This window comes from Streptomyces sp. NPDC001407 (assembly GCF_042895325.1).
In the GTDB taxonomy this organism is placed as follows: Bacteria; Actinomycetota; Actinomycetes; order Streptomycetales; family Streptomycetaceae; genus Streptomyces.
Genome location: NZ_JBIAWF010000031.1, coordinates 59964 through 86950 on the forward strand (window position 1 = coordinate 59964; position 26987 = coordinate 86950).

23 protein-coding genes and 4 pseudogenes are annotated in these 26987 nt (G+C 68.2%); 5 read left to right on the plus strand and 22 right to left on the minus strand.

The genetic code is table 11. From position 1 onward, the window contains the following. Positions 1-135 precede the first annotated feature (135 nt). Positions 136-897: a GNAT family N-acetyltransferase gene (locus ACFY1P_RS31320; protein WP_361521548.1), complete on the plus strand. Its 762-nt coding sequence runs from the start codon at positions 136-138 to the stop codon at positions 895-897. A 54-nt stretch (positions 898-951) separates the two neighbouring features. On the opposite strand, the gene ACFY1P_RS31325 is transcribed toward ACFY1P_RS31320, so the two are convergent. The 4 genes and pseudogenes from ACFY1P_RS31325 to ACFY1P_RS31340 form a co-directional block, all read right to left on the minus strand. After that, a complete protein-coding gene (locus ACFY1P_RS31325) occupies positions 952-1980 on the minus strand; it encodes a hypothetical protein (protein ID WP_390752529.1) in 1029 nt (342 codons plus the stop codon). A gap of 212 nt (positions 1981-2192) precedes the next feature. Next, positions 2193-2651, minus strand: coding sequence for a hypothetical protein (locus ACFY1P_RS31330; RefSeq protein WP_390752530.1), 459 nt, complete (start codon positions 2649-2651; stop codon positions 2193-2195). A gap of 51 nt (positions 2652-2702) precedes the next feature. Further along, a complete protein-coding gene (locus ACFY1P_RS31335) occupies positions 2703-3188 on the minus strand; it encodes a hypothetical protein (protein WP_361521387.1) in 486 nt (161 codons plus the stop codon). A 451-nt stretch (positions 3189-3639) separates the two neighbouring features. Continuing rightward, a pseudogene (locus ACFY1P_RS31340) lies at positions 3640-3816 on the minus strand (aspartate/glutamate racemase); the annotation flags it as partial. A 727-nt stretch (positions 3817-4543) separates the two neighbouring features. Here ACFY1P_RS31340 and ACFY1P_RS31345 point away from each other — a divergent pair. Then, complete coding sequence (locus tag ACFY1P_RS31345) at positions 4544-5734, plus strand: hypothetical protein (RefSeq protein WP_390752531.1); 1191 nt, start codon at positions 4544-4546, stop codon at positions 5732-5734. Positions 5735-5898: 164 nt separating this feature from the next. Here ACFY1P_RS31345 and ACFY1P_RS31350 read toward each other — a convergent pair. From ACFY1P_RS31350 to ACFY1P_RS31360, 3 genes and pseudogenes are all read right to left on the minus strand, one after another. After that, positions 5899-6045: pseudogene (locus tag ACFY1P_RS31350) on the minus strand (site-specific integrase); the annotation flags it as partial. 7 nt (positions 6046-6052) lie between these two features. Continuing rightward, positions 6053-6286, minus strand: coding sequence for a hypothetical protein (locus ACFY1P_RS31355; RefSeq protein WP_390752549.1), 234 nt, complete (start codon positions 6284-6286; stop codon positions 6053-6055). A gap of 92 nt (positions 6287-6378) precedes the next feature. After that, a pseudogene (locus tag ACFY1P_RS31360) lies at positions 6379-6546 on the minus strand (site-specific integrase); the annotation flags it as partial. Between the two features lie 316 nt (positions 6547-6862). Here ACFY1P_RS31360 and ACFY1P_RS31365 point away from each other — a divergent pair. Together ACFY1P_RS31365 and ACFY1P_RS31370 are read left to right on the plus strand one after the other, a co-directional pair. Beyond that, positions 6863-7102 (plus strand): annotated as a pseudogene (locus ACFY1P_RS31365) (NUDIX domain-containing protein); the annotation flags it as partial. Between the two features lie 183 nt (positions 7103-7285). Beyond that, entirely contained in the window at positions 7286-7693 is a 408-nt protein-coding gene (locus ACFY1P_RS31370; protein ID WP_390752547.1) for a hypothetical protein, read from the plus strand. 17 nt (positions 7694-7710) lie between these two features. Here ACFY1P_RS31370 and ACFY1P_RS31375 read toward each other — a convergent pair whose 3' ends face one another. The 10 genes from ACFY1P_RS31375 to ACFY1P_RS31420 all read right to left on the minus strand — a co-directional run bounded on the left by ACFY1P_RS31375 (position 7711) and on the right by ACFY1P_RS31420 (position 16924). After that, positions 7711-8172, minus strand: coding sequence for a hypothetical protein (locus ACFY1P_RS31375; RefSeq protein WP_390752532.1), 462 nt, complete (start codon positions 8170-8172; stop codon positions 7711-7713). Further along, positions 8169-8849 (minus strand): hypothetical protein, encoded by a 681-nt coding sequence (locus ACFY1P_RS31380; protein ID WP_390752533.1) that lies wholly within the window; start codon positions 8847-8849, stop codon positions 8169-8171. Before ACFY1P_RS31380 ends, ACFY1P_RS31375 begins: the two co-directional genes overlap by 4 nt. A gap of 27 nt (positions 8850-8876) precedes the next feature. Continuing rightward, entirely contained in the window at positions 8877-12596 is a 3720-nt protein-coding gene (locus ACFY1P_RS31385; RefSeq protein ID WP_390752534.1) for a hypothetical protein, read from the minus strand. Positions 12597-12599: 3 nt separating this feature from the next. Continuing rightward, on the minus strand, positions 12600-12932 hold the full coding sequence (locus ACFY1P_RS31390) for a hypothetical protein (RefSeq protein WP_390752535.1): 333 nt from the start codon (positions 12930-12932) through the stop codon (positions 12600-12602). A 168-nt stretch (positions 12933-13100) separates the two neighbouring features. Next, the gene (locus ACFY1P_RS31395; RefSeq protein WP_390752536.1) at positions 13101-14210 is read right to left on the minus strand and encodes a hypothetical protein; all 1110 of its coding nucleotides are present in this window, start codon (positions 14208-14210) and stop codon (positions 13101-13103) included. A 21-nt stretch (positions 14211-14231) separates the two neighbouring features. Next, positions 14232-14801, minus strand: coding sequence for a hypothetical protein (locus tag ACFY1P_RS31400; RefSeq protein ID WP_390752537.1), 570 nt, complete (start codon positions 14799-14801; stop codon positions 14232-14234). A 177-nt stretch (positions 14802-14978) separates the two neighbouring features. After that, positions 14979-15509, minus strand: coding sequence for a hypothetical protein (locus ACFY1P_RS31405; RefSeq protein WP_390752538.1), 531 nt, complete (start codon positions 15507-15509; stop codon positions 14979-14981). Further along, positions 15506-15676 carry a hypothetical protein gene (locus ACFY1P_RS31410; RefSeq protein WP_390752539.1) on the minus strand — a complete coding sequence of 57 codons (171 nt, stop codon included), beginning with the start codon at positions 15674-15676 and terminating at the stop codon, positions 15506-15508. The genes ACFY1P_RS31405 and ACFY1P_RS31410 overlap by 4 nt, the downstream gene beginning before the upstream one ends. A gap of 302 nt (positions 15677-15978) precedes the next feature. Then, positions 15979-16344: a hypothetical protein gene (locus ACFY1P_RS31415; RefSeq protein ID WP_390752540.1), complete on the minus strand. Its 366-nt coding sequence runs from the start codon at positions 16342-16344 to the stop codon at positions 15979-15981. A 22-nt stretch (positions 16345-16366) separates the two neighbouring features. Then, positions 16367-16924 (minus strand): hypothetical protein, encoded by a 558-nt coding sequence (locus ACFY1P_RS31420; protein WP_390752541.1) that lies wholly within the window; start codon positions 16922-16924, stop codon positions 16367-16369. Between the two features lie 834 nt (positions 16925-17758). Between ACFY1P_RS31420 and ACFY1P_RS31425 the strand changes: the two genes are divergently transcribed. Beyond that, positions 17759-17917, plus strand: coding sequence for a hypothetical protein (locus tag ACFY1P_RS31425; RefSeq protein ID WP_390752542.1), 159 nt, complete (start codon positions 17759-17761; stop codon positions 17915-17917). A 187-nt stretch (positions 17918-18104) separates the two neighbouring features. Here the strand turns inward: ACFY1P_RS31425 and ACFY1P_RS31430 are convergent, their stop codons facing one another. The 5 genes from ACFY1P_RS31430 to ACFY1P_RS31450 form a co-directional block, all read right to left on the minus strand. Continuing rightward, positions 18105-19100 (minus strand): TniB family NTP-binding protein, encoded by a 996-nt coding sequence (locus ACFY1P_RS31430; protein ID WP_390752543.1) that lies wholly within the window; start codon positions 19098-19100, stop codon positions 18105-18107. 119 nt (positions 19101-19219) lie between these two features. Further along, positions 19220-21364, minus strand: coding sequence for a transposase (locus tag ACFY1P_RS31435; protein WP_390752544.1), 2145 nt, complete (start codon positions 21362-21364; stop codon positions 19220-19222). Beyond that, the gene (locus ACFY1P_RS31440; RefSeq protein ID WP_390752548.1) at positions 21361-22146 is read right to left on the minus strand and encodes a TnsA-like heteromeric transposase endonuclease subunit; all 786 of its coding nucleotides are present in this window, start codon (positions 22144-22146) and stop codon (positions 21361-21363) included. Before ACFY1P_RS31440 ends, ACFY1P_RS31435 begins: the two co-directional genes overlap by 4 nt. Before the next feature lie 255 nt (positions 22147-22401). After that, the gene (locus ACFY1P_RS31445; protein ID WP_390752545.1) at positions 22402-23634 is read right to left on the minus strand and encodes a DNA-binding protein; all 1233 of its coding nucleotides are present in this window, start codon (positions 23632-23634) and stop codon (positions 22402-22404) included. Positions 23635-23805: 171 nt separating this feature from the next. Beyond that, positions 23806-26406 carry a Helicase associated domain protein gene (locus ACFY1P_RS31450; protein WP_390752546.1) on the minus strand — a complete coding sequence of 867 codons (2601 nt, stop codon included), beginning with the start codon at positions 26404-26406 and terminating at the stop codon, positions 23806-23808. Positions 26407-26987: the final 581 nt, after the last annotated feature.

The following is a 26987-nucleotide window of genomic DNA, read 5'->3' on the forward strand; positions in this document are numbered from 1 at the left end:
CAGGCGCTCCGTCACGTGCGCGGCGGCCATCGGAATTCCCCACATCTCCCATCCCCGAACGACGGTTCCGGCCCTGCCCTGCGCAGATCCGGACCGTCCGCCCGCCTCCACAGAGGAATGCTCCCCCAGAGAACGATGCAGGCGACGACCCTTCCTCCCCGGACCACGGACCTGTTCACCCAGGGCCTGGAACTGCAGACCGGCTCGGCCCTCCTGCGCTTCGGCGCCGCGCGGCCACGCCCGGCCGACCGGATCGGCTGGTCCGGCGACGGCGCGGTGGCCTGGCTCGACGAGCCGCGCGGCCACCTGTGGAGCGTCGGCGAACCGGCCGCCGCGGCCGCTCTCACCCTCCGCGCAGCTCACCAACTCCCCGGAACCGTAGGAGAGTTCACCGGACCACGAGGCACCGACGAGCTGCTCGCCCGCCATCTCGCGGTGGCCGACCCGGTCGCGTGGGTCTTCCGCTGGACGCTCGAAGAGCCGCCGCTCCATCCAGCGGAGGAGCGCGTGACCGAGCTGGACGAGGCGCACCACGACGAGCTGCTCGCCTTCCTCAACGAGCACAGCCCGGCCCACTCGACCGGCCCCGGCTCCTCGGACGTCAGTCTCTGGGCGGGAATCCGTGACACGGACGGGCGACTGGTGGCGTGCGGTGCCATGAGCAGCCTGCGGGACAACGGCGCGCCGCTGATGGCGTCCGTGGCGACCGACGCGGCCGTGCGCGGCCAGGGGCTCGGCGCGGCACTCACCTCATGGCTGACCCGGTACGCCGTCCGCCGGCACGGCTTCTGCACGCTGTGGCAGCTCGCCGACAACACCCCTGCGGACAGGCTCTACACCCGCCTCGGCTACCGCAACGAGGACCCCTGCGTGGCTGCGCGGATCAGCACCCACTGACACTGAGCGGACCGCGCTCGATTCAGAGCCTGTGGTGCCGCACTGGTGCGTGTGTCACGCCGTGGGCTTCTGCAGCCAGTCTGCTTGCGTGGTCCAGAACATGTGACGCGCGCCGAGGTAGTCGTGGGCGAAGTCCGTGAACCGTTCGCGGGTGTACGGCTTGCCGGTCTTGGGGTCCTTGGCGTTGATGTCGGGTTCCTGGACGGCCATGGCGACGAGGGGAAGGGCGTCCTTGTATGCGTGGAGGAACTTGTAGGAGTTCTCCATCTGGTACTTGCGGTCCGGCAGGGTGTCCGGTCCGCCGATGCCGATCTTCTTGTCCCTGGCGAGGTCGAACATTTCCTTCATGCGCTTGTGGTCGTCGTCGTCCGGCAGGAAGTTGATGTACTGGATGAACTGCGTCTTGGTGAAGACCTTCTTGCCGTAGCGCATGTTGTCGATCTCGGCGTCGATGTAGGACTTCGAGGTGTACTTGGTCTGATCCGTCTTGGTGTCCACCTCGACCGCGGTCTCGGGAAGGTTCACCCCGGCGAGCTTTCCGTCGAACTTCCCCGCCATCGCCTTGAGCATGGCCTGGAAGTCCGCCCGCACATTCTTGTTCCACTGCGCGGCCATGGCCCCGTGGGTGGTGGGGTTGTCGGGGTTCTCATCGATCGTAGGCGCGATGCCGCCCTCGTCCTTCACGTACTGGGGGAGGTTGGCGTCCTTCATGGCCACGTCGAAGAACCGGTCCTGAATCTGGACGAACAGCTTCTTGTGACGTTCCTGGAGGTACTTCAGGGCATTGTCCAGCCGCGACCACTTGTACTCCCCCTTCTTCCCCTCAAGGGCCTTCCAGGGCACCACCACCTGCACGCCGCCGATGTCCTGACGGTCAATCATTGCCTTGGTCTTCGGGCTCTCGCCGGACGTGGCATCCTCGAAATCGCCGAGCGACATATACAGATTGTCCGTCACCTTGCCGTGGGACACGGAGGCGGCGGCTTTGGCGGGGGCGGGAGCCGCGGCGGCGGCCCCGGCGCCGGCCGTCAGGGCGACGGCTGTGAGGACAACAGATCCGACTGCACCACGTTGCGTCATCATGAACGAGACGCTAGGGGAAGGTTCTCAGTGAAATATAAGAGCGTCCGTCAATGGGTGTGGACATCTTTGCGTGGGACGACCGCGCCCGCGGCCACCGGGCAGGATCCGGGACACTGCCGTAGCGGCCGCGCCGACTGATGACCCACCAGGCAGGCCTGCCGCCACGGCATGCAGCTGGTCGTTCCGGCGAGGGAAAGGGGTGCCGGCCCGGGTCAGGGCTGCCAGAGCACCTGGGACTGGACGTCGTCGTATTCGACACCGTTCAGGATGTAGCCGGCGGACGCAAGGTAGTAGGTCCCGTGCTCGATGGGGCCGAGTGCCGACCGATACGTGTCCTTGCCGTTGATCGTCTGGCCGGAGCGGTTCCAGGAAATCCGCACCAGGTGCCCTGATTTCCACGGGTCTTCCATGAGGCGCAGCACTAACTCGACGGCGTGCCCGGAGGTGGTGAAGGTGTAGGCGCGCATTGCCACGATCTGGTTGTTCTGGATCTCCAGGCAGGCGTCGAGTTGCACGCCGTTCTTGTCGATGGGGGCCGGGTCGGTACCGGGGGTGCTGTAGCCGCCCCGGCACGCCAGCCCGTTCTGGTCGCTGGCGTGCGCGGCGGGGGCCGAGGCCACCGCTATCGCTGCCAGCGCGGCGGTGACGGCGGCGTAGAGCCTTGGTTTCACAGGGTTCTCCTCAACGGCAGGACGGAACAGTGGCCGTGACGTGACAGTGACTCACCCGTAGTAGATGACCTTGGACTGGACGTTGTCGTACCACTTGCCGTCCGGGCCGAAGATGTAGCCCATCGAAACGTTGTACCAGGTACCGCGCGGCGGATCGGGGTTCACACCGCCGAACTTGACGGTGAACGACTGACTGCCATCCAGCCATACGTCGTTGATCCATATCGGTCCGCCACCCTGGACCTGCCCGTTGACGACCCGGTTGAGCTGCAACCAGATCTTGGCCGGCTTCAGCCCGCATTCGTGATGGTCGCAGTATGTCGGCCCTTGCAGAATATGGCCTGAAATATATAGGTTCTCGCCCTGGTCAATGCCGATGCACGGCTGGAGCTGGGCCTTGTTGGCGTCGGTGTACACCGAGTCGCGGCACCACTCGCCGACTTGGGTGGTGGCGTGGGCCGCGGTGGGCATGGTGATGAACGCGCAGGTGGTGGCCGCGACGGCCGCGGCCGTCGTGAGAGCGTTACGCAGACGCACTGAATTCCCTCCCCAATGCCCGGCGCGGCGTCGGGCGTACCAAGTCTGACGCGTGCACGTCACCTGCGCACCGGCTTGCGGCCAAGAGGCTGGGTACGTTCCGGACATCATGAAGCCCCACGTCAAGGCGCCGGCGACACGGGCCCCGGTGCATGCCGGTGGTGCTCCGGGGCGGCTGTTCTTTGTTGGGTGTCTGGTGGGTCCGGTGTGTGGCGGGATGAAGGCGTGTTTGTTGCTGGTGTTGTGGTGGCAGTCGTGGTGTTTGCTGCCGCGGTCGGTACGGGGGTGAAGCCGCCTGCTACTTGGTCTGCCGCGATTTTCTGGGGGCTGGCGTCGTGCAGGGAACGTACCTGGTCTGCCGTTGAACCAGCGTCGCCGCCCCGTCGTCCCGTAGCTGCGTGTCGGGGCGTCCGCGACGGGGCAAAGGCATAGCCCGGCTGTGGGCTGGCTGTCAGTGGGGCGTTGCTGTCGGGGCGTTGTCTGGGCTGTTGGGCAGTGCCGCGTGCAGGGCTGCCTCGGCGTGAAGTCGTGCGGTGGGGAAGACCGGTACGGGGCTGTTCTCGGGGCCGATGAGAAGCTCGATTTCGGTGCAGCCCAGGATGATGCCTTCTGCGCCGGCGGTGACGAGGTCCTTTGTGAATGGGCGGTGTTGTGGCGGCGGGTTGATTGGCAGCAGGTCCTGGAGTAATGGATGGTCTGTTGACCAGCATGTTCGGTGGTGGGGACTGCTGGATCTTGGCTGCCGTGAGATGACCAATTGACTGCCATGGTGTGAGAGGTCGGCTTAGCACACCCCGCTTCTGGCTGTCATGGGGATGAGTATTCCTGTGTTCTTGATCAGGGCTGGGGTGTGGGCTGGTGGGCATGACTGATGATCCGTCATCTTCACCGCCGCCACTGCTGCCAGCGGTGCCGCTTTCGGTGGGGGCCGAGAGATCGGTGGTGGCTTCCCGGGCGCGGGAGCGGGCCTTGACGCGGTTGGTGGTGGTGCGTCGTCTTCTCGCGCTGGATGAAGCGGGCACGCTTCAGACGGTGCATGTCCGGATCGCTGCCCAGACGGCGGGGGTCAATGTGCGGACGGTGTGGCGTTGGCTGGCTGTGGCGAAGGAGTCGGGCCGGGTTGAACCTGCCAGCCGGCGTGGGGCCTTCACGCTGACGGACGTGTTGTGGGCCCGGCTGGGGGAGCTGGGCGGGAACGTGAAGGCTTTGCACCGCTGGATGGCCGAGCACGCCGATGAGGTGCTTCCCGCTGTGGGCCGGGACCGGCTGCCGTCGTTGTCGACACTGCATCACGCGGTGAACCGGGAACGGCGCGCGGGGCGTGTCCTTGACCTTGCCCGCCTCACTATGCCCGGGTGGATCCGGCCGCCTATGACCGGGCGCTGGCCGAACTGGCACTGCCGGGCACGGTCGACGAGGCCGGCCAGGCGACCGCCGATCCCGCCCCGAAGGACGGCGCCGACAGCGCTGATACGGCCAGCACGTCACCGTTCACCGACGGCGTGCGCCTGTACGTGCCGGGCGCGCACGTCGTCTCCACGCGGCAGCTCGGCCAGGTCACCGAGGCAATCGCGCACACCCTCGCCGCCCGCGGGATCGTGTGCGTGTACGGGGATCCCGGGCACGGCAAGACGGTCGCGGTCCATCAGGCGCTGCGCCTGCTGCCGCGCCGGGCCCCGGTGCACCGTGCGTTGGTGGCGGTGAAACTGATGGCCTGCAGGGGAGTGTCAGTTGGGCATCGTCATCTGAGTGTCAGTGGTGTAGGCCTGATGACCTGGTGGTTGGTGCTGATGGAGGATGCTTGTTTGGTGCTGACTGTGATTGTGTGGGGTGGTGTCAGCGGGTTGTGTGGCAGACCCTCGAGGCCGACCATGACCGGGTACGGCAAGCCGGCGGAGAAGACGCCGGAGGTGGAGGACTTCCGCGTCACGGTGCCCTGCCTGGCGGTCCAGGACCGTCACAAGGACCTGGCATGGCAGGTGGTGAACTCCCCGACCTACACCGTGCGCCGCATGGCCAGCTACTCCCTGATCAAGCACATGCACAACCAGACATCTCAGCCGCAGACCTCCACACGGGAGATGACCTACGGCATCAGCAAGACCGCCACCGACTCCTACCGCGTCTCGACGGGGGTCACCATCGGCTTCGAGATGGGGGTGGGCTTCTTCGGCATCGGCGGCACGATCAGCGGCTCAGTCACCACCGAGGTCGGCTACGAGCGCTCCACCTCGGTCACCGAGATGCGCGAGGAGAAGCACATCGAAGCCCTGGTGACCGCACCCGGCACTGCGGCCGCCCTGTACTGCGCGCACCACAAGCTGCAGGTCATCCGGGAGGACAACAGCCTCGCCGGAGACCAGCCGGGCATCGACTTCGACATCCGCAACTCCTACCTGACTCTGCAGTATCCCCCGGCCAAGGAGGGGTCCGCCGACCTGGCAGCCCAGGACGGCAAGGGCGAGCTGGCCGTGGCCGTAGGCGGCGGCATCATCACGAGTGCGCCGACTCCCTATGAGGTCGAGGTCGACGGCACACCCGCCTGACGACGCTCGGGCAGCACCGGATTCTCCTCGGCAAGCGGCTGATCGGCGGTTGGCCTCGGCGGCCCGTTCCGACGGGTGTCGCCGGGGCCGACCGCATCCTGGGCCGCAGGTCCCGAACCCCGAGCGGCGGGGGCCTCTCCGCAACATCCGCCTCGACGGACCCCTCAGCGCCTGGTGTCACCGGGCGCGAGCAGGCTGGTGAGTTCGGCGATCGCCTCCGCCGAGGGATGAAAGCAGCGCCGTACGTTCTCGGGCTTCTTGTGGCGGGACTTGGCCATGAGCATCAGCAGGCTCGCGCCGGCCTCCCCGAGGTGGTCCTCAACGCTGGCGGATCCCCACAGCCGGTGGCTCTCCCGCCTGCACTGCGTCGATTGCCTTCCCAGCCACACTGTTGACCAGGATCTTGCCCCCGTCGAACTCGGCCTTGGGGATATCCACGGCCGAGATGGGGTCGTCGGAGGGGCCCGGATCAGCATGGGCGGTGACAGCTCCGCCAGTCACTACAGCCCCGACCAGGGCCAGGGCTGAGAACACTCGCTTGATGTTGTTCATGCCCTGCCAACGATCAAGGACGTCTGCCGTCACGACGGGCCCGACGGCGGTGCGCGGTGCTCGCCCGGTCGGCCGGGGCGCGCGGCAGCCGGTCAGCGCCGGGCGTCCCCGGGCGCGAGCAGGCTGGTGACGCCCGCTATGGCTTCCGCCGAGGGCTTGAAGTACCGGCGGATGTTCTCAACTTTCTTGTGCCTGGACTTGGCCATCAGCATCAGCTCGGAGGCGCCCTGCTCGCCGAGGTGGGTGAGGGAGGAGTGCCTTGTGTCCGCAGAGGCCGTGTGCGGATGACTCCGTGTGGCGAGAGCAGGTCCGATCGCAGAGGCGGCTTTCGCGACGCAGATGGTCGGCTGTGTTGTATTCCGCAGAACCTCCTGTGATGCAAGTCACTCTCTTTCGTGTTCCCGGGGCCGCGCTGTCAGTGGGGACTGAGATCGTGCCTCCGTGAGCGAATTGGTGGAGCATGTAGATGAGCAGGACCGCGTGTTGGGAGTCGTCGAACGAGGCGAGGCGGTGCGTCAGCACTGGCCGCATCGCATTGCGACGACGATCTGCCGTGATCGGGCAGGGCGGATCTTGGTGCTGCGACGGTCCGAGACGCATTCCCGGTTCCCGGGCTACTACGACGTGATGGTCAGTGGCGCCGTGGATGTGGGTGAGTCGTATGAGGAAGCCGCGGCCCGGGAACTGTCCGAAGAGCTGGGTGTTCGTGTGCCTGTGCGTTTCATGTTCAAGTTCCTTTGCCGGGAGGGGATCAGCCCCGTGTGGTTTGGGGTGCACGAGGCTGTCGTGACTGAACCCCTGATCCCGGACCCGGGCGAGATCGCCTGGCAGGGCTGGCTGACAGAGGCCGAATTGTGCGAGGTCGTCGATCAACGGCTCTTCGTTCCGGGAGGACGGAAAGCTCTGCGCCGATACCTGCAATCCGAGTCCGGGCCGGCAGCTGAAGAGGCGTCTCCCCGGCGATCCGCCGATGTCAGTGGCGACTGCGATGCTGTCGGCATGATCCCTTGGAACCTGCTGGTCATCGACAAGGCTCTGCGGGCCAGTTGGGCCGCTGACACCTGTTCCCCGGACGACCTCGCCCGCGCCGGCTGGCAGCCCGACAACCCGGCGGGGGGTCACTGTGACATCACCGCTTTGATAGTGAACGACATCTTCGGTGGCGACCTCATGGTCGGGGAGGTCCACTGCGGCGGGGAACAGCACGGATTTCACTGGTGGAATCGGTTGCCCAGCGGTGTGGACCTCGACCTGACGCACGAGCAGTTCCGGGATGGCCAGACCGTGACCGCAGCCCGAGTCGTCAAACGTCCACCTGGGCCTCTTCCTCGGCGCTGGGAGAAGTATCTCCTTCTGCGCGATCGCGTCATCGAGCACCTCGGTCACCTCCCCGAGCCTGCTGCCTGACCCGCGGAGATCGTGCTTCAACTGCACGTCCCGATCACGGTGGTTCGTGGTGCGGGAAGGCGGCTGACCTGGCTGGCCCCGGCAGCGGCATCGCGGAGCAGGACGATCTTCTCGTGCTGTGCGGCGAGCCGGGCCAGGGCCTGGGTGCGGAAGTCCGCGAGCTCGTCGATCGTCTGTTCCGACTTGGCCAGTCGCTCCCTGAGCTTGGCATTCTCCGCCTTGAGGCGGGTGATCTGGGATTCGCGGGGGTCGGGGATCTCGCCGGCCTGCTGCAGCGCCTGGACCCGTCGTTCGAACTCGACGCGGAGGTGAGCGTAGGGGCGGGTTCCGTAGAACGCGGTGCGGTCGACGGCGGCTTCGTTGGCGAGAGTCTTGATGTCGCACTTGCCGCCGGGCGGGATCTCGCTTCGGAGGAGCCGGTCCATGGCGGCTCGGATGCGGTTCTCGTTCTCGGTCCGCTGGGCTGCGGAGATTCTCATGCGGATTCCTCGTCCATGGTGGCGCTGCCGGCGTCGATCTCGGCGACGACACGGAGAGCCCGGTCGTAGTCGGCCTGGAGCCGGGTGCGTTCGGTTTTGCGTGTGGTGCCGAGCTGGCCGAGGAAGGTCTCGGTGCATTCGGCGTGCTGGGCCCAGACGGGACGGTGACAGGGGTGATGGGTGGCCTGCGGACAGCGGGCGGAGTCACACATCCCGACCAGCGGACGGTCTGCCGTCGGGGTGCCGGCCAGCTTGAGGCAGAGTGCCCGGGACGGGTCGGTGAACCAGCAGTAGTTCGCGGGCCCGAGGTGGAGGACCTTGGCGCGTTTGGTCAGCAGGTTGAGCACGTCGCGGTCGCTGCGTTGGGTCTTCGGCGCTTTCGCGGCGGTCGCGTCGAGGTTGGCGTCGATGTGCGCGAAGAACTCGGTGAGGCTGTGGGCTCCGGGGCCCGCTGGGAGGATGCCCTGCTGGTAGTTTCGGAACTCGGCGAGGACGAGGTCGAGGTTGCGGTCGCTCTCATGCTTGTTGACCTCGGCGAGAAGCTCGGCCTGGGCCCCGCCAGGGCGGGATAATGGTGCAGTCGGGTATTGGAACTCTCCGAATAAGGTCGGCAGTACGGCGTCCGGTTTGGTGACTCTCCACGGCCAGCTCTGCGTTGGTGAAGAACGCCTGGGCACTGGTGTTGGCCCACTTGAGAGCCGGCTTCAATCTCTACGGCGTCGCCGCCAGCGCTCGCGGATCGATCGGCGTCTAGGTGGAACTCCGAAGAACTCGGCGAGCTCGAACCTGCCGCCGGTCAGAACGTCGAGCTCCTGGGCGTGTCGGACGACGAGCGGATGGTCGGTGGCATCCATCCATCGCAGGGTCAGAGCCGCGAGATCGCCGATGAACTTCAAGTCGGAGGGTAGGACACTCCAGTCCCCATCGGAAGACTGGTCAAGCAACTCCAGGAGCTCCGCGACCGGGGGGCGAGCTCGCAAGATGGTGCGCTTGAAGGCGCCAACGATCAGCTCGAATAACCAGGCACTCAAGTCAGCGTCGATACGCGGACAGACGGCTGTGCCATGGACGACCACCATCCAGAGACTGTCGGCGTCGCCTGCTGCGGCAGCGCTGCCCTGCAGTCGAATCAGGGTCTTGGCGTAGGCGTCCCAGGTTGCCAGGCGGCCCTGGATTGAGAGGGCAGCGCGAAACATGCCGACTGCCTTGGCGTGCTTTCTGCGGGCCACCAGGACAAGGCCGAGATCGTCCAGGAACGCTGCCTCCTGCTTCGGCTCGTCGAGCTGTCTGGCCTGCCGCAGCCCAGCCTGAATGTATCGCTCGGCTTGCTCCACGTTGCCACTAGCGAGCAGCGCCTGGGCGAGATGCCCGTACGCTGACAGCTCACCGCGGCTGTCAGCGCTCTGCTGGCGAAGGAGGAGCTCCTCTTCCGCCGCCCGGCCTGCCGCTGCATACTCACCCAGCTCCAACTGGGCGCGCGACTCATCGCCCTTGAAGATGGCCTGCTGACGCTGGTTGGAGAGGCGGCAGGCGGCTGCGTATCCTTCCTGCGCATCACGTAACGCCCCGGTCGTGTCGCCCCGTCGCCGCCGGATCTGGCCCCGGACACCGATCGTGACGATCAGCTCCGCGTCGGCGCTCGTAGTTACGTAGGCGTCATGCGCCTGTTGTGCGTATTCCCATGCGCTATCGAGGTCGCCCTGTTCGGCCAGCAACTCGGCGGCGCGCAATTGCAGGAAGGGCCGGTCCGGACAGGCGACGCCGTAGGCAAGCGCTTGCTCGAACGCGGCTAGCGCCGCTTCGTTCTCATGCCGATGCTGGTGCCTCTCGCCGACGATCCAACGTAGGACCGACATGCGCTTGGCGCGGGACTCCTCGGTCTGGGGGAGGCGATTCAGCAGTTGCTCGGTGAGACCGATCAGGTGCTCGGCCCGGCGGTCACCATCTACGTCCGGGAACGAGCGCACGTGAAAGCGGCGGAGTGTCCCGATCAGCGCATCCGCATGCTCGGTGGTGTCGGCGTAAGGCGTCCCTTCGATGTCTGCGAGCAGCCTGTCCACCTCCCGGCCGAGCAGCATTGAGACCTTGGGATTGTCGTCTGCGTCTGCCTCCAACAAGGTCATGCAGGCCGCGATCGCGGCTTCTCCAGGCGTTGATGTCCGCTGCGACCATTGGTCGAGTCGGCCGTTGGCGGTTCCGGCGTATATGTACGAGCGCGCGATGATGTCGGGCAGGCCGGTACCGATCAGCGCCGATGCAATGAGGCTGTCGCCCGTGAGGATTCGCTGCGCGACGAGTGTGGCGAATCGTGCCGCGAGATCGGAGGGGATACTCCACAGGGAGCCGACGTAGCCCCGAGCTCCGGCCCGGACGAACTCCTTGCCGACCCCGGTCCAAGACTCGCACGAGTTGTTGAAGACGACCGGGAGGCTCTCGAACGCGACGTACCGAGGGATGAGCGGCCCCGGCAGCGGGACGTCGCTCAGGAGGATGGCATCGTCGCTGCCATGCGTATTGAAGAACACCAGTTCCACAGGCAGGGTCCTGGGCAGCGATGCCAGGACCTGAAAGTCAGCGTCTTCGCCAGCCAGGACGATCGGGTGGGTGTAGTGCCTTTCCACCGCCTGGTGGACGCTGCCCGTCTCCGACGTGTCGAAGAATCCGGGGTCGAACAATAGGCTGAAGGTCGCTTGCGGGCGCTGTGCTCCGGCCGCACACAGTTCGGCGAGGATTGTCAGTAGTGGGTCCGCGGCAACGTGCCCGATCGGCTTGGTGGACCAGTCGGCGGCGTCGGTGCGCACGAAGGAGTACGGCATGCCTGCGGTGAACGCTGTCAGCCGACGATTCCCGACGGCGTCCACAACGGCGGGGGGCACTTGCGCTGTCACCGCTCGTTCGATCGACTTGAACCGATTCCGGCCAGACAGTGACAGCAGCCGATGGGCCGCTGTCAGGCCGCCCATGGCTTCGGCGTCCTGTTGGAGATCCGGGACGTCAGAAGCGTCGCGTGCGGCGCCGGCTGCCCTGAGTACCCGATCCTGATAGGCCCCAACAGCCTCCTGCACCGCGTCGAGCCTGGGCGGCGGTGTTGGCACGAGCCGCGCCCTGCGGTGCAGGGCGTAGAGCGCGGCGAGAAGGTCATCCGCGACGCCGTTGACCTCGACGAGGACGGCCTCGTCGGCGTCAAGCCGGTTGTTCGCCTTGGCTAGCAAGCCATCGATGGCACCTGAGGGTACGTCCAGGGCCGGTTTGAGCGGCAGCCCGGCAGAAAGCGCCGCGAACAGGGCCGCAGCGTAAGCAGTCCTGTCATCGGCGGGTACATGGACCCATGCTGAGGGTCCGCTGGTACCGCCCCCGAGATCATGCCATGCCATCAGGGCCAGTTCGTCAAGGTCCCGGTAGAACTGGATGCCTCCAGCGGTCTGCTCACCTCGCGAAGCCTCCGGCAGCAAGCACACCTGATCCGTGACGGTCTCGAAAAGTGATCTTTCGCTACCGGGTAACTGGACGTCGTCAAAGGTCGGTTCGAAGAGCCAGACGACCTGGTCGACGCGGGCCGTCTCAAGCAGTCGCGCAATCTGGGCGTTGTGCCTAGCCCACGAGAGATACGGGGTGACATCCATCTTGCGTCGGGCGGTTCCCCTACGGACGAACTCGTTCATGTCCTTCCGAGGATCGGGTGCTCCGTTCTCGATCGCTCCCTGGAACAGGTCGCCAAGGTACGCGGACACGGTTGACGGTGGCGGTGTCAGCGAAACCACCGGTGTGAAGCGCCCGGAGGGTAGACAGGACACAACGATCGCCGCCTCACGAACCTGATCCGGCCGGCACACCACGACGGTGTCTGTGATCGCGATGCCAGGGTTGCTGACGATGCTCAGAGTCAGCTCCGAGGAGCCGGTGGGCAGATCGGTCGCGAGCACGCCACAGCCGTCTCCTCTGTCGTGAAAGGCCACCGGCACAGTGCCCTTGATGGCCACATACACGTGCTGGCCACAGCGGACTCGGACACGGTCATCGGGCGCACCGGTAACGCGCGTTCCCTGAACGCTGAGGTTCCACTCGATCGGGCTGTTGAGTGTGAACTCGACGTCCAGGGTCGCCACGATTCGACCGTTGGGCATGCCGGTCCTCGTCGCCTGTGTCAACGTCAGACTGCGTCGGCCGGCGCTTAGATCCTGTGCAGCCGACAGGGTGTGCGACATGCGCACGAAGCCTGATTCTCCTAGAGCACCTGACCAGCCCAGAGAGTCGAAGTCGTGGTCGACGACGGACTTGAGCGGTTGAGTGGTGACCGGAGCTCCCTCTGCATGCAGCGTCTCGGCGAGCGGCATGGCGGCTTTGTGGTGAACGTCCAGGCCGATACTCGTGAGCAGTCCGTCATGGAACAGGAACTGGATACCGTGGGCGCGCCCGAACTCCATGGCTCAGAGCCCGTACAGATATGTGTCCACCACGGACAGCCGAATCGTCCGGCCCGGTGTGGCCTTCAGTTCGGGTGCTGCTACTTCCTTGCCCTTCCGCACGATCGTCGTCACAACGGTCGGCGTCGAGATGCCGACGTACAGTGCGGCCCATGCGGTGGTCGCCGGAAGCGCGAGCGCCATAGCGCCGCCCAGCCCGGCGAAAGCGATCGACACCAGAACGTAGTACCAAGACCATTGAAACCGCCGCGGGTTACGGCGGATCGTGTACAGGCGAACGATCTCTGGCGCCAGTGCGCCGAGCATTCCCCAAAGCACCGTCGCGAGGGAGTTCAAGATCGTCCCTTCGGCCGTCAGCGATCAGCCCGGTGACCTCTTGGCATGGTCGCTGGCATTTGTGCTTCTCGTCAATGGCACCGTCGGGTTGGCTCTGAGTCTGCGAGCGCGAGGGGACTACCACTTGGCGTAGCGGCGAAGCATGTGGGAACTCTGGGAATGCCCCGGTCACGGTCTTCCTCTCTGACTGACATCGGCGGCGTAAGCGGCCCAGTCCCCGGCCGATGCCTTCTGCCACTGGACGGCGACCTTGATGTGGACGCCGAGCATCCGGGCGAGGATCGCGGCGGGAAGCTCGGTCGCGAGGGTGAAGAGCGCAGTGGACCGATCCTGTTTGGGCCGAATCCCGATGTTGTGGAGGCGCTTGCCGATCTGGCTGTCGGTGAGAGGGCGCCCTGGCTGCCCGCCCGGGAACAGCCAGGGGCAATCGCCCGGAGTGCCGATCTTGGCCTTGCCGCGGCGGGTCGCGACGAGCTCGCGGACCAGGCTGGCCAGAGGCGGGGGAAGGACAACTGGCGAGCTGCCGAATGTGATTGTGACGGTGTCCCCGTCGATGTGGACGTCGTCGACGGTGAGCTGGCTGATGGTGGCGATCTTCTGCGCATAGAGGATCAGCAGCAGTCCGGCGAGGCGGTCCGGGGTCGGCAGCGTGTCGTCGTTGAGGAGGCGCCGGGCGTCGGCCCAGCGTTTCTCGCTGTCGATGACGCCCTGCGGGCCTTTCCAGCGGACGGTGCCGTAGGTGAGTCCACGGGCATGCCGGTGCTGTACCGACCAGCGGACGAAGTGGCCGGTCTCGTCGGGATAGCTGACCGTGGGGTCGGCCATCCAGCGTTCCAGGTCCGGCTGGGTGCAGGTCTCCAGTGTGAGCCCTTCGCTGGCGAGCCAGTCGAGGAAGTTGTTCGCCGCAGTGACGTGGCAGCGCACGTTGAGGTCCTGGAGTCGGGTGGTGTGGCCTTCACCGAGGCGTCGGCGGAGTCGGCGCATGTGGTGCCAGACCGCGTAGCCGTGCAGGATTCGGTGCTCGGCGAGGTCGGTGCGGGCCTGGACGGTCGCGGTGATCCATTTTTCCAGAGCGACCAGCCGTTCGTCGCGGGGCGGCAGGGCGCCGGTCGCGACCAGGACACTGCGCAGGTGGGCCAGCACCTTGCCCGAGGGCAGTTCGTCGAGGACCTCGTGAGTAACAGGTCGCTCGTCGCGTCCTATCCGCTCCAGGAGGTCGCGGGCCTTCGAGCGTGCGATCCAGGCCATGGCGACGTCCGGGCGCTCGGTGCTCGTCAACGCCTCGTGGAACGGGGTGAGTTATGGCCGGAGCCTCCCGCTGGCGTCGCCGAGAAGGTCGCGTACTTGCTGGTCGAGGACGCATCGCTGGCAGGGGCGGGTGCTGAGCTGCCAGGTGGTGGTGCAGACCGGGCAACGGCCCCAGAAGTCGGGGTCGAGGTTGGTGCACTTCGCGCACAACGGCGCCTCCCAGGTGCCGCTGCGGGCCTGGGCGACGGTGCCGCAGCCGCTGCAGTCCACCCATCGTTGCTGGCAGCGGTCGCACCAGGGCTGACCGGTGGCCCGGGACATGTCGCAGAGCGCCGTCCGCCCGCAGATGCCGCACTCCGCGGTGATCCTCGGTCGGCAGTTCTGGCAGCGCGGGCCGTCGGGCAGGCGGTTCGCGACCGGCTTGCGCCGGCCGCAGCCGACGCACTCCTCCAAGTTGTCGGGCTGTCTGATCATGCAGTTCGGACACAACGGTCGGCCCTCGGCATCGCGGGTGGCGGGCTCACGCACGGCTCCGCAGCCGAAGCAGGGGACAGCCGCGTGGTGGGCGAAGCAGGCCCGGCAGATCCGCTTGCCGTCCAGCAGTTTGGACAGTGTCTTCACTCCGTGACAGCGCGGGCAGGCTGGCCGGACGACCTTGGTCGCCCCGGCCTCGACAAGTTCATTGATGAAGCGCAGGGCAGCCGGGGCGGTGGCCTCGTAACCGGCGCCGGTCAGTAGATCGGGGCGGGCAAGGACGGCCCAGGCCAGGCGGCGCTGTCCGGCGGGCCGGACGGTAGATCATCCGAGCGCGGCCAGGACCGCGTCAGCATCGAGGGCGGGGTCAAGTCCCGTGATTAGCTCGGTGAGTTCCCGCAGCGGATCGCCGTCGTTGTCGGGGCAGTTCGCGCACCGGGGCTCGCCGTTGCGGTCCCGGCTGACGACGCGTCGTTCTTCGTGGCAGCCCGCCCAGACGGCCGGCTTGTCGAAGCAGGGCGAGCATCCCCACCGTCCTCCGGTACTGCTGCCGACGTAGCGGCATGCGCGTCCGCACTCGCCGCAGCGGGGCAGTGCGACGTCCTGGGCGCCGGCGTCATGCAGGGCCATCAACAGTTTGGCGACGCAGTAGGGTGCCGGCGGCTGTCCGGTCCGCAGCAGCGACGGGTCGTCGTGCAGGGCCTGGGCGAGGCTGCGGCGACCGGCTCGTGCGCGTACGACCGTGAGGACGATGTCGCGGACGTGTTCGGCGGGCAGGTGCTTTTCGATGTTCCCGATCAGCCGCACGACCAGGCCGACCGGATCCGCGATAACCTCCTCGGCAAGATCGGTCACCGGTCGACTCCGCTGATCCGGGCCCGTCGTGGCCGCAGGTCACCGACCCCTTCGGAGACCGAGGCCCCGCCTGCGGCGGCCTTCTTCGGCTTCGTCGCGGAGCTAGCCACGGCGATGGGCTCGATGAGGTCGTCCATGGTGCAGTCGAGGGTGTCGAGCAGGGCCATGAGGATCTTCAGGCTGAGGGCGTTCGGGCCGCTCGACGACGAGCCGGTAGACCTGGCTCGACGACAGGCTGATGCCGCGTTCCTTCAGTGGCGGGATGAGGTCGGTGGTGGAGAACATCCCGCGGTCCGCCATGACCTTGCGCAGGTGCCAGTGGTAGTCGAGCTTGGCGGCCATCATCGGGTCCTTCCTCGTCAGACGCCGGCGAACGCCGGGGCCAGGGCCTTGCTCAAGGCAGTGTTCATGAAGTCGTCGCTGACGTGTAATGGTGGAGTCGGGTATTGGAACCTGCGGAATGGATGGGCTATCCGTCGAGATACTGGTGTCTGGTGTCGGCTGGCGAGGCGAAGATCTGGCCATCGCGGACCTGCCATTCGGTCGTTCCATCAACTTCGTGGCGGGCAAGGAACAGACCTCGGACGAGGTCTCCGTCGTCGTCAGAAGCAGGGATCCGAGCGATCTCCGTGATCTGTTCAATGAACCAGTCCAGGGCCGACTCGCGGATGTCAGCGCCGTAGAAGAGGTAGTGGGTCCAGTTGACGTGCTGGCGCGGTGAGCCCCATCCGTTGGAGTAGTGGTTGTCTCCGTGGGACGAGATGATCTTGTGGATGGCGACGAGTTGTGTCTCGTCGCACTCCAGCCACCCTCTGATCGACACGTAAGCACCCATGGGTGCGTCCTCTCTCTTGTCTTCAGTTCTGACGTGACAGCCTTCGGCTGACGTCGGCTGCGTAGGTGCCCCAGTCTCCGGTGGCGGCTCGCTGCCATTTGACGGCGACGGTGATGTCGATGCCGAGGGTGCGGGCGAGGACCGCGGCGGGCAGTTCGGTGGCGAGCTGGAACAGCGCGGTCGAGCGGGCTTCCGCGAGTCGGATGCCGAGTTTGCGGAGTCGCTCGCCCATGGCCCAGGCGCTGATCGGCCGGCCGGGCTGGCCGCCAGGAAAGAGCCAGGGTGACTCTGTCCGGCCAAGGACGGCATGGCTGCGGCGAATCGCTACCTGGTGGAGGGCCAGCTCGGCGACGGGCGCGGGAAGCTCGACCGGCACGGCGCCGAGGCGAATGCGGACGGCTCCGTCGGTCTCCTCGATGTGGTCGACGGTGAGGCGGGAGATCGCTGCGGGCCACTGGGCATAGAGGAGCAACAACAGGCCAGCGAGGCGGTCTTCGGATTTGAGGGTGTCGTCGTGCAGCAGACGGCGGGCGGTATCCCAGCGGGCCTCGTCGTCCATCGCCTGGGAGGGCCGTTCCATCTCACGGCCGGGAAGCTGAGATCGCGGGCGATCTTCTGAGAGAGTGCCCAGCGCACGAAGTGGCCTGCCTCCCGGCGGTGGCGGACGTCGTCGCTGGTCATCCAGCGTTCAAGGTCGCCCTGACGGCAGGTGTCAAGGGTCAGGTTCTGCTCCTCGAGCCAGTTCAGGAGATGGGCTGCCGCCCGCAGGTGTTGCCGTGTGCCCGTGAGCTGGTAGTGCGTGATCTCCTTGCCGCGGCTGCGTCGGCGAAGCCGTCGCAGGAGGTGCCAGGTCGCGTACCGGTGCAGAACTTTCCGTCCCTCCGTCGTCGCATGGGAAGCGACGAGGTCCTTCACGTGCCGTTCGAGACGGACCATTTGTTCGTCTCGCTTGGGCAGGACTCCGGTGGCGACGAGCACGCTCCGGATGTGCTCGACGACCTTGCCTTCAGGGAGGTCGTCCAGGGCCTCGTGGGTGAGAGGGCGGCGGCCGGAGCCGAGATCGGACAGCACCGTGGAGACGATGCCTTTGGAGAGCCAGCGCATCGCGGTGCCAGCCCGTTCAGTGTCAGCCAGGGCGTCGTGGAGGGACTGCAGCTTCGGGGTTATGGAGCCGGTGTCACTGGCGAGGACCTCGTGGAGCCGCTGCTTGAGTGTGCAGCGAGGGCACGGCCCCGGCGCGTGCAGCCGTTCGGCTTGTCCGCAGGTGGGGCAGGGGCGCCAGAGCTCGGCGTCCGGTGTGGTGCAGGGGCCGCAGACGGGGGCGTCGGCGGTGCCGGAGTGGATGCCGCGAAGTTGTCCGCAGACCGTGCAGTGAGCTTGGCGTCGATCACAGCCGCCGCAGCGGGGCAGGCCAGTGAGCTTCGAGAGCATGCAAGGTGCGGTGCGTCCGCAGATCGAGCAGAGCAGTACGGGCAAGGGGCGGCAGTTCGGGCAGATCGGCCCGCCTGCGGTGCGGGAGTTGACCATACGCGCCTCGCCACAGACGATGCAGGTAACACTGACGGGGGTGTGAGTTGAGGTGCTGTGGGTGGTGTGTGCTGGGGTGTTGTAGATCGGGTGAGAACCGGCAGGGGGGGCTCTGCGGGGATGGTGGGTGGGCTGGCCTGGGGGTGTTGCGGGTTCGTTGAGAGCGGCTCCGATTGTTGCACTTACTAATGGCGCTGTTCGTGTTTTTGCTGGTCAAGGGGTGTTGTGCCTGGTCAGCGTGGTGTGGTGCGGGGGCGGTTCCGGGCCGGGGTGGTGGGGCGGTGGTGTTGTTCGGCGAGGTGGTCCAGGCGCACAGCATCCAGTGACGCCTTGGTGATGCGTTCGGTGCCGTCGAGGATGCTGGTGATCGCTGCTTGGCGGATGAGGCGGGTGAGGCTCCCGATGCGGCCCGCGGTGCGCTGGTGGAGGTATGAGGCGTGGCGGGAGAGGGTCCCGGGCCGGTGCGCTCTCAGGTCGAGGGCGGCTTCCACGCCGGTGATCAGCTCGCGGAAGGGTTCGTGTTTCCCGGATCGTGCGGGGAACGCCCCGCATTCCACCAGGCTGGCGCGTGCGGCGAGTTGTGCTCCGCGTACCCCGCTGAACAGGGCGGTGCTGGTGACGTCGATGCCCGCGTACACGAATGTCGCCGCGATGCGTTCGGTGAGGTCTTTGAGGAGGTCGGCTGTTTCGGCGCCGGTGGTGGTGCGGGGATTGAGCCGGTGGATCTCGTCGATGAGGACGAGGCGGACGCCGGCCTGGTTGTAGGTGTGGCAGACGCCGTCGGTGATCTGGGCCTGCGTCATGCGGGCGGTGACGGGGATACCGAGGTAGCGGGCGAATTCGGTGGCGAGGGCTTTCGCGCTCGCGCCGGGCGGGACCAGCACGTAGGCGACCGGTACGGGAGCGTGCGTGGTGGTGGCCGGTGGCGGGTGCTGTGTGGTGTGGGCGAGGTGGCAGGCGCGCCCGACATGCAGGAGCGCGGTGGTCTTCCCGGCCGCTGCCGGGCCGGTGACGATCAGTGAGGGCCGGGCGGTGGTCTGCTGGTGCCGTCCCAGGATCATCAGGGTGCGCACGCTGGTGGTGAGCGTGGTGATGGCCGGGGTGCGTACGGTGACGAACGCGGAGTGGTAGGCGAGGCGTTCCTCTTCGCTGCGCGCTGGCTCGCCCGGCCTGGGCGGGGCCGGGGGAGGGGCGGTGGCGAAGTGTTGCCAGCCTTGCCAGGTGGTCACCGGCCACACTGAGCCGGCCGGGTCCTCGCCGGCTGTCCCGCCCGTCCCCCGCATGCTCTGCCCGCCCGCACCCGTGCCTGTCTTCGTGACGGCGCGGGGCGTGCCGGGGCCGTGGTGGTCTACCACTTGAGGGCCTCCGTCTGGGCGTCGTAGAGCCCGTACCCGGCCACTGGCACACTCGGGCCGTCCGGGGCCTCGTCCTCGTTCTCGGTGTTCTCGGTCATGTCCTGAGGTTCCTGGTCGAGGTCGTCGAGGCTGTCCTTGCCCGTCCCGGCGGCCGGCGCGCTTGGTCCTTGCGCCTGTGCATTGGGCTCGGGATGTGGTGGTGGGGGAGTGCGGACGGTTGCGGCGCGGGCGAGGAGGTGCTGCTCGGTGCGGGTGGCGGATCCGTTACGGGCGCGGCGCATGAGCTCATCGAGGGCTTCGGCGAGGCGGGCCTCGTACGTGTCGTGGTCCGTCTCGTGCGTGGTGGTGGTCTTCAGGTACTGCCAGGTGCGGTCGTTGAACGGCTGGTGGGCGTGGTCGCGGTGGATCCACGGGATCTCTGTCAGGCCGAGCCCGGGCAGGCGGACCCAGATCTGGCGGACGTCGTGGGGGTTGGTGTGGACTTCCCATTTCCCGCCGCGGGCCGCTACTTCGGAGCTCTGCCCCCGGTGCGGGCCGAGCAGGTCGTGGTCGTAGGTGCGGTGATGCAGGCGGATCCCGCGTTCGGTGATGGCCTGCCATCGCACCGGCAGTAGCTCCAGGTAGTCGCTCCCGCTCAGCGGGACGGGCACGTATCCGGCGACCGCGACCAGGGCGGCCCACATCTGGTTCGGGGTCAGCGCGATCTTCGGGAGCACGGGGTGGCGCAGGCCTTCGTGGGGGCGGTGGTGCCAGTGCACGAGCCATTCATCGAGGAGGTCCTGGAGCTGGGCGACGCTGTAGCAGGCGTCGCGTGCGACGTCTTTGCCGCGGCGGGTGACGTCGGAGCCGGTGTAGCCGGGCAGGTGCTGGCAGAACAGGGTGTTGATCGACCCGAAGGTCCGCTCCACGATGCTCTTGGCCGTCGGCGCGAAGGGCGGGGCGGCCTGCACGCTGATCCCGAGGGCTTCACACGCCCCCGTGAACGCCCTCGACAGGTACACCTTCCCCCGGTCCACGACGATCGTCTCCGGCACGGCCACCGGCCGCGCGGCCGCGCCCTCAAGACGCTCGTCCAGCGGCAGCAGCCGCTCCCGGGGCAGCACCGTGCTGTGGGCGAAGCGCAGGGCGTCGGGCCACGACGGCCTCGCCGGGTGCGGGACGGCCATCTCCGCCAGCAGCAAAGCCGCATCCACGGCCTGCGTCCCGCCCGGGCACAGCACCGCCGCCAGGATCGCCCGGGTGGCGACGTCGACGGCGATGGTGAGTTCGGGCCGGCCCAGGCTGCCGTCCTCGAAGAGCGCGAGGACGTCCAGGCGGGTGGTGTCGATCTGGACCTGTTCCCCGGGCCGCAGCGCCACGGTCGGGGTGAACCCGCGCCCGTCTTCCGTGATCGGCGGATTACGGACCCGGTGCGCGGGATGGTCGGCGGGGTGGGCGAGCTGGTGGACGAGCCGGTAGAAGGTGGCCTGCGCAGGCATGGGCACCGTATCCCCGTGCCGGTCTTTGAGGAGCTGCGCGACCAGCGGCATCAGCGCTTTGACGGTGCCCTTGGAGCGCCCCCGCCGCCCGCGCAGTACGTCCTTGACCGCGGCGACAACCCGCTCGTCCTGCCGTCCGCCTCCGTTCGGGCTGCGGGTGGTGCGGTGGTCGACCAGCCCCCACAATCCCTGCTTGCGGTAGGCCAGCCGCATGCGCTGCACCGTCGTCCTCGACACCCGCCCAAAGCCCAGAGCCGTCAGCTCCTGCGCCTTGGCCTGCTCCCGCTGGGCCAGGGTCCACCGGTCCGGGTCGTACTCCACCCGCACCACCCCACCGCTGCCCACTCCGCCAGGCAGGCCGCACTCCACTTCCCGGATGTGCCGCTGCCAGGCCAGAGCCTTCTCCCGCGCCGCGGCCGGAGCGGTCTCGAACAGCCCCCACTGCGGCACCGCCTGAGGCTGCTCCGCTTCCGCACCCAGTACCGCGAAGCCGGCGTCAGCGAACAGGTGCCCGGCCAGCACCACCTCATCCGCCCCGTCCTCGCCGGCCAGATGGAAACGCTGCCCGGCCAGGGCAACGACCTGCCACCGCACCCCACGAAAGCGGATGTGCGCACCGACCGCGACCACCGGCCGCCCGCCCCGCCGCGCCCCGCTCACTGAGCCTCCCCACCCCGGCCCGCCGCGGCCTCGCCGCGCGCCGTGTCATCGCCGATCCCCCTGCCGGGCCCGGCCTCCGCTCGCCGCGCAGCGCAGCCCTCCGCCCCGGGCCCGGCCACGTGGACCAGGGCGCGCTCGTGCAGGGGCACCTCCAGCGGCGTCGTCCGCCGTCCGTGCCACAGAGCATGGAACACGGCGGGCAGGACCTCGATCGGGTCGCCAATCGCCTCGACGCCCTCCATCAGCGGCCGCGGCCGTGCGAACGCCTCCCGCACCGCCGCCGCAAGGCCCGGTCGGCCCTGGTTGCGGGGATGCCGGTAGCCGGCCAGCCACTTCACGTTGGCCTCGGCCACCTCGTCCAGCCGCTCAAGACGCCGGTAGACGAACCCCACCTGCCAACACGCTTCCGCCACCGCCGCCGCGGCTTTCATGGCCCGTTCACCACCAGCCTCGGCGTGGCTGGGACAGTCGGCCAGCATGCCGGTGCCGTCCGCGTACCGGGCGAAGAGCTGCGGCACCCACGAGCGCTCCCGCCCCCCGCCGTCACGCCACAGCAGCCGCACCGGCCGCCCCGCCATGCCGACCACCTGCGGGTCACGGTCAAGGACCATCAGCTGGACACGCATCGCGTTCGACCCCGAAGCCACATGCCGCCCGCAGGTCGCCGACCACCACAGACCCGGACCCCACCTGCGCCCCGGTACGACCGGGAACGCCGACACCGGATCCAGCTCCTCGAAAGCCACCGCGACAGCCGCGTCCGCCCACCGCTGCTGCACCATCCGCCCCACCGGATCGAGGAACACCGCCTCGAACCCCGCCGCGACGTCCACCTCCGCCCGCCCGGGCCCGCCACCGGCCCCGGCTGCCGCACTCTCGCCGATCACCCGCCCCAGCCAAACCGCATTCCCACCGTGCCGGGGGCGTTTCCCGTGTTCCGGCCCCACGCCACCACGCGATGCGATAAAGCCCGCTGCCCCACGACGGCGAGGCCTGCACACACCCCGCCCTCCACCAGCAACACCCGCCCTGTCCGGCTACCGGTCTTCCCCGTCCCTGTACGACCCGAAGACCTCCGCTGCCTCATCCACGGACATCCGGGCCCACCGGGCCACCTCCTCCATCCCCACCCCGGCACTCACCGCCGCCACCATGACCCGCAGCACCGCCTGGTCGAGCAGCTCAAGACCCCGGCCAAGGCCCTGCAGCAGGTACTGCGCCGCATCCGCGGTGGTACCGCTCTGCGCGCCACGCAGCTGCAGCAACTGCTCCTCCGCGTCACCCAGCAGGTTCTCGATCAGGAAGCGCTGTTCCGCCGGCACCGCGGCGCGCCAGCTCGTGCCGGAACCGGGCGCCTTCCTCTCCCTGGACACAGCACGCAACCCGGCGGCCATGGCCGCCGGCTGGTGTTCCTGGCGCACCCACCACAGGTCCTCGTCGAACCGCGCGAACGGCCCGGGCCGCCCTCCGGGGCGGCGGCGGAGCCGGATGACGGCCCCCATCCACGCAAGCAGCGGGCCCCCGTGATCGACCGCGACCAGCGGCCCCAGCCATGGACGCCCCACCCGCTCCCCGAGCCGGCGGCAGAACTCCCCGTCCGCAGGCAGCGGCCGCGGACGCTCCCCGCCGCTGTCGGCCCACACCCGCTGCGCCATGCCCGGGTCCAGCAGAGCATCCGCGACCGCCACCACCTCAGGGAAGATCACCGCATCCCGCCCCACCACCCGCCACCACTCCAGATCACTCCCCGCGTTGCCGCCCGCGACCCGGTGCAGGCGGCGCGGCCAGATCTCCTCCCGCTCCCACCCATACGCCCCCTCCCACCACCGAGCCACCACCGCATACGCCAGACCGAACACCTCACCCACGTCCACTCCCGCCCGCACCGCACGCCGCGCCACCCCGGACCACCGCCGCCGGGCCGCCACCACCTCCGGGACCCCGCGCAGGTCCAAGTGCTCCAACATCTGATCGGCGTCCGCATCCAGCATCCAGCGCCCGTGCCGGACACACACCCGCTCCCACCGCTGCGCGTACCGCACCACACGCACCGCAGCCCCGGTACGCCGCGCCGCACACAACCGGCACCCGAACGCCACCGGACCCACCACCGCACCCCCCACCCGCCACACACCCCGCGCTGCGCCGCCTTCCCGATCCGCGAGCTTGGGGTCTTCCCGTGCCCAGGACGGCAGTGCCCGCTTCAGCGTCTCCTCCCGGGCTCCGCACAGTTCCGTCAGCACCCGTCGGCCTGCCGTATCCAGCAGCACCTCCGCGTCCGCACGCCGTGCTCCGCTGTCGTGCCGTGGCGGGTGGTTGTGCCATTGCCAGTGGGACAGCACGGCCTTGTTGTCCAGCCCGTAGCGGGCCGCGATCCGGGACAGGAACAAAGAGCGTTGTCTCCCCAGCCAGGGGAGGCACGCGGAAGACCCCGCCTGCCATCACCAGCGCATCCCCAAAGCGTCGAGGTCCGCGCGGCGCTGCTCGGTGAGCTTGTCAGCGCGGCGGCGGCTGTTGTCGACAAAGGTGCCTAGCTTCACCGTCGTAAGCTCCTCAGCGTCGCCCTGCCGGCCTGTCGCCCCGCCTTCCGGTTCCAGGTGTTCGACATGTTTCCTGGGGACGTTGAGGTGGCCTTCACGGGCGTGGTACTGGCGTGCGGCCCGGAGGTTGAGGGCCCATTTGTCTTCCTGCGTGCGTTTCACGGGCCGCTCGTGCTCTTCGGCAGGGGCGAGGCCGAGAACGTTCTCGAGCATCCACTGCTGAACGGGCATGAGGCTGTGCCAGCCGAGGCGGCATGCCCAGGCCCAGCGGCCGAGGTCCTCGCCCTGGACCACGAGTTCGCCCGCCGCCGTGGGCACTGTCCCGCCGTCTTGGACGTGGGCTTGGGCGAGGCGGAAGCAGCGCTGCCACCCCGCGTCCCACGCCGGGCACCAGCCGGGGTCGATGTCCTCCAGCGCCTCCCGCCGTGCCTCGGTGAGGGCTTTGGCAGTGGACCCAACGGGAAGACCGGCCTCGCGGCGTTCCGCGATGTCGTCCGCGAGCCTGGCCGCAGTGCGAAGGTTCTTCGCCCAGGTCCCGACCGGATACCCATCCCAGACAGCGGTGGCGGGCGGCAGGAAGTGCCCGTGGACCGCGGCCCAGGCGCGGGCGGCGGTGAGTCCTTCCTCGAACGCGATGTCCTGGTGGGACCAGACCATTCCCAGCCGGTCCAGTTCCTCCACCCGTGTCCTGTCGAGGTTGCCGGCCTTGGCGAACTTCCGCTGGTCGGCCAGCCATGTCCCGAGCGGGAACCCCGCGGGTTTCCACTCTGCGGGGGTGACGTACCCGTAGGGCACCCGCAGCTGCTGCGCCCCGGTCTCGGTCTTCCAGCGGGTTGCGGCTTCGATGCCGCGGCGCCAGAACGTTGTCTCGGGGTTGATCACCCGTAGCCGGATGAACTGTGCGAGGGCCGCCGGGTCCCTGGGGGTGGAGAACTTCAGCAGTTCCCGTGCCAGCCTGCTCGGGCCTACCCCACCACCAGCGACCAGCTGAGCGGCCGGACCCTCGACGCCCTCCTCGGCATCTTCGCCCGCCTGGTCCTCGAGCCCGGCCTCGCCGCCGCCGGCTTCACGTGCCCCGGCATCCTCACGCGCCCGCCGGGCCGGATAATTGCCGCTGCGCCGCCTGGGGTCGGCGAGAGCCTCGATCGTATCGGTGTCGTGCGCGCGCAGCGCCCCGAGGACCTTCGCGAGGGTCGCGTACCCGTCCGATGTCAGGAGATCGCCGGGTTTTTCGCCGGGAGCGAGGAATACCGGGACGATCAGTGAGGCGATTTTCCCTTCTCCCTGGCGGATGCGGAGTGCGCGTCCGACCATTTGCACGATGTCGATCATCGATCCTCGTGCGTCGCAGAAGGCGACGGAATCGCAATTCGCGGTGTCGACTCCTTCTCCGAGTACACGGACGGAGCTGAGCACGCGCAGCGCGGCCGGCTGGGGTTCGTCGCCGGGCCTGCCCTCGATGACGTCGGAGGCGAATTCCTCCAGTACCGTGCGGCGGTGGCGGGGCGGGTGCTCGCCGTAGAGCCAGTCCGCCCACACGCGGTCCGGCCGCGGGAACCGGTCCGGCTCCTCCTCCCACGCCTTCCACGCCGCCCCCACAAAGCCGCCGGCCATGGCCTCGGCTTCGCTGATCTTGCTGTGGAACGCCAGAACCTTGCGCAGCCGCTCCTGCATCGCGGCTGTCAGCACACCGGCTTGCAGGGCGGCGAGCCTGGCGCCGCGTACCGCGTCCGAGCCGAAGTCCCCCTCCAGATGAGCCTCGTGCAGCTCAGGATCGGCAATGTCAACGCATACCACTTGATAGGGGGCAACCAGCCCGCGGCTGATGGCTTCGGACAGGCCCAGCTGGAATGCCACGGGCCCGTAGATGGGGGAGTCGGGGTCCATGCTTGCGACCAGCCGCGGCGTGCCGTCACGGCTGCCCTCGGCGGCTTCCCAGATGCGGGGGGTTGCGGTCATGTAGAGGCGGCGGGCTGCGGGGATCTTGGTCTGGTCGTGTACGGCTGCCCACGGCTTGCCCGCGTCTCCGCTGGTGCGGTGGGCTTCATCGACGACCATGAGGTCCCATACGGCCAGGCCCGCTGCGTGGGCGCGCTGGAGAACGCCGCGGCCGACGGCGGCGTAGGTGGCGAACACCGCCACCCGGTCCAGCCCCCGCGTCCATTCCACGAGCTCGTCCGCATCGGTGGTGCAGGGCATGCCGTCGGCGTCCTCGGGCCGCAGGCGGCACACCCCCAGCATCGGCCCTGTGCGGCCGGCGCCGCGCCAGGCGGCTGCGGTCTGTGTCAGCAGGTCCAGAGTCGGGACCAGGACCAGCACCCGCCGCGCCCCGAGCCTTTGGGCGGACTCGGCGGCGATGAGTGTCTTGCCCGAGCCGGTGGCGGCGATGACCTGGGTCCGTAGTCCCTTGGCGGGCATGTGTCCGCTGGCGGGTGTCTGCAGGGCCCTCAGGACGGCGTCAACGGCTTCTACTTGATGGGGAAACAGTTCTTTGCCCGGCATTCTTTCTCCTTTCTAACTGATGCTCTGCTATGGTTGGCGCGCGCTTTGACGGGCTGTTGGAATCCGGGGATAATCGAATTGCAGGGGATCTAAAGAGGCCGGGTTAAGGTAATTCATGGCTTTTTGTTCAGTTGTCTATTGCCTTCGGCGGATCCCGCCCCTGCCCCGTGCCGGTGGTAGCCTGCTTCTCCATAAGGTAGCGGCCTAGCAAAGATGACGCACGCGAGTCATGAAACTGACCGGTCCTGCTAGGGTGCTCTCACGTATCAGGGCGGTTGAGCCCGTTACTGTACGAGTGGGGGACCGTTCGGAGGTCCGGTACGCCGGCTAGGCCCATCCCTCTGAACCCCCGTCAACCGATGCCCCACAACTCCACCCCCTTGCCAGCCCCCAGGACCGCGCGGAGCGCGGTCCGTCGGCCGGATCGCGGAGCGATCCGAGCCCGAGGCCAACGGAGTTGGCCTCCTGGGTCACGGAGTGACCCAGATCCCCGGGACGGAGTCCCGGCCTCCACGGAGTGGAGGTAATGGGGTTCCGTCGCGTAGCGACGGCGCGTCGTGTCTGCGGAGCAGACCGCGCGC

Coding starts and splice junctions, on each gene's coding strand:
- ACFY1P_RS31370 (WP_390752547.1), top strand. CDS start 7,286: ATGATCCCTTGGAACCTGCTGGTCATCGACAAGGCTCTGCGGGCCAGT.
- ACFY1P_RS31355 (WP_390752549.1), bottom strand. CDS start 6,286: ATGAACAACATCAAGCGAGTGTTCTCAGCCCTGGCCCTGGTCGGGGCT.
- ACFY1P_RS31415 (WP_390752540.1), bottom strand. CDS start 16,344: ATGGGTGCTTACGTGTCGATCAGAGGGTGGCTGGAGTGCGACGAGACA.
- ACFY1P_RS31385 (WP_390752534.1), bottom strand. CDS start 12,596: ATGGAGTTCGGGCGCGCCCACGGTATCCAGTTCCTGTTCCATGACGGA.
- ACFY1P_RS31325 (WP_390752529.1), bottom strand. CDS start 1,980: ATGATGACGCAACGTGGTGCAGTCGGATCTGTTGTCCTCACAGCCGTC.
- ACFY1P_RS31375 (WP_390752532.1), bottom strand. CDS start 8,172: ATGAGAATCTCCGCAGCCCAGCGGACCGAGAACGAGAACCGCATCCGA.
- ACFY1P_RS31440 (WP_390752548.1), bottom strand. CDS start 22,146: ATGGTGCAGCAGCGGTGGGCGGACGCGGCTGTCGCGGTGGCTTTCGAG.
- ACFY1P_RS31450 (WP_390752546.1), bottom strand. CDS start 26,406: ATGCCGGGCAAAGAACTGTTTCCCCATCAAGTAGAAGCCGTTGACGCC.
- ACFY1P_RS31320 (WP_361521548.1), top strand. CDS start 136: ATGCAGGCGACGACCCTTCCTCCCCGGACCACGGACCTGTTCACCCAG.
- ACFY1P_RS31420 (WP_390752541.1), bottom strand. CDS start 16,924: ATGGAACGGCCCTCCCAGGCGATGGACGACGAGGCCCGCTGGGATACC.
- ACFY1P_RS31410 (WP_390752539.1), bottom strand. CDS start 15,676: ATGGCCCTGCTCGACACCCTCGACTGCACCATGGACGACCTCATCGAG.